This is a genomic window from Holdemanella porci, from assembly GCF_009696075.1.
Classification (GTDB): Bacteria; Bacillota_I; Bacilli_A; order Erysipelotrichales; family Erysipelotrichaceae; genus Holdemanella; species Holdemanella porci.
This window is the reverse complement of the sequence record NZ_VUMR01000107.1, coordinates 1-2035: the sequence shown is the minus strand read 5'-3', so window position 1 is coordinate 2035 and position 2035 is coordinate 1. Positions and strand designations below refer to the sequence as shown.

Below are 2035 nucleotides of genomic sequence, written 5' to 3'. Positions count from 1 at the left end.
AATGGACCCAGACAACTAAATGTTGTCTGAGCCCAATATCAGCTATAAACCATTTTGGGGTATATGCCGCCCCTTAAATTCTTGGAGAGCAAATTCACCTAACCCCATCCAAATTTATTGCGCCTTTATTATTTCGATTTCCCATGCCAATCAACTGTAAGATTCTTAAGAAAATATTCAAGAAATCCAAATACAATTGCAAAGCCATAAAGATTGCGATCTTATCTTGTGCTACGACTGAACCATCCGATTGAATCAATAAACGATTCATTCTTTGTACATCCCAAACTGTGATACCTGTAAAAATCAATAGAGTAATGATAGAAAGTAAGCGAACATCCATACTAACTCTAAATAACATCATAAAGCATTGTGTAATAATCAATACAAAAAGTCCAATCATACATAATGAGCCAAAGCTAGTAAAATCTTTTTTAGATGTTGTTCCAATAACAGCTAAACTAATAAAGTAAACTGCACTGACTAAAAAAGCAGTACCAATTGTAGCTACATCATATACATAACCAATTGAAGTTAGTGAAACGCCCATACAGATGGCATAAAGCACTAACATGACTTTCATACCTGTACTGGATGTAGATCTTGCCATAGAAACACCAAAGGCAATGGACAAGATAAATGGTGCGATCACAAACAACATAAATAGAAATGGCATGGCGCTCAATAAAATCAATAAAGCATTTGTAGCATATAAACCATAAGATACAATTGCCGTAATGGATAAGGCGATAGCCATCCATGCATAAGACTTCAACAAAGCACTTTTTAAAGTGCTTGTTGAGTAATAATTCATTGAATTGTTATTAAACATATTAATCCTTTTTCTGGATAAATTCTAATAATTGCTGTGCAGCAATATTTAAACCTTTACGGTTTGATTTATCGAATCCTAAGTGCGTATAGATTTCACCAACAAATACTCCGTTGTCTTCTAGAGCCTGGAATATTGTGTCGATGATTGGTTCACAAAGCTCTTGTTTTTGCATAGGACCAAATGGGTTTGCGAAGTAAGTTGTTGAAATACCAACTTCTTGAGTTGTACCCAAAGCCATACGCTTACCTAACTTACAAGTATCTTTTACTTCTTGGACAGTTAATTTCTTTAGACCAAATTCATTTGTGTAGTTGTTTGCGTACGCAAATAAATCAATTTTGTGGTTGTGAACAACAACACGATATGGAGCTGCAGGCTGAATCATACGTGCGTTTGGATTTTCTGGAGCCATGAAAATTGAACGGTCCATGTCACGATATGGAGTACCTGGATCTAAGTCATCTAGACGAATGAAGGCACCAATTTCAGTTCCCTGACCATATGGAACGCCATCTTCCAAGTGAATTGTTCCCATATCATCAAATACAACTTCTACTTCACGAATCATATCTCCAGCAGCCGCCTTTAATGCTTCAATGGATTCAGATTTACCAGCACCACTATCACCCATCAACATGATACCTTTCTTAGTTCCATCCTTTAAATAGATGTTTACGAAAGCACCATGGATTGGTAACCAACCTTTTTTCATCTGTGCCAAGTTGTGTAATGTTAAACACATTTTCTTTAAATATCCAAAGTATTCGATACGAGGATTGTCACTGATACATCCTACCCAAATATCATTGGCCTCATCATAATAGAAGTTTGTTGCATCATTTCCATCGTCATTACCAAAAATAACAACAAGATCTGGTTTTTGAGCACTCTCTTCTTTTGTAGCTAATTCAAACAAGTTAGCCATACTCAATGCACTAGACATATATTTTGAGTTGAAGTATACGAAACATAATAAAGCTCCAACCTTACAAGGATAACAGAACCAGTTTGATTCGCCCTTTTTGAAATATGTCATTGGCTGTGTATCTATTTCAGTAAACATACCTGTACGTTTTGATGCTAGTATATTTATAGGACAGGTAAAACATCTCGAATTTGATTTGATAAGGAACCAATCACATTAAAAATAGAATGAGATATTGAACATGACTGTCCTGGATATTGTAGATTCTTGTGCAT

The 2035-nt window shown here is 35.4% G+C and carries 2 protein-coding genes; both read right to left on the bottom strand.

The window, feature by feature from the left end:
- Nucleotides 1-94: 94 nt before the first annotated feature.
- Nucleotides 95-832, bottom strand: a complete 738-nt coding sequence (locus FYJ55_RS10520; protein WP_154556779.1) for a Bax inhibitor-1/YccA family protein — start codon at nucleotides 830-832, stop codon at nucleotides 95-97.
- Between the two features lies 1 nt (nucleotide 833).
- Nucleotides 834-1898 carry a phosphoenolpyruvate carboxykinase (ATP) gene (locus tag FYJ55_RS10515; RefSeq protein ID WP_229771167.1) on the bottom strand — a complete coding sequence of 355 codons (1065 nt, stop codon included), beginning with the start codon at nucleotides 1896-1898 and terminating at the stop codon, nucleotides 834-836.
- Between the last annotated feature and the right edge of the window lie 137 nt (nucleotides 1899-2035).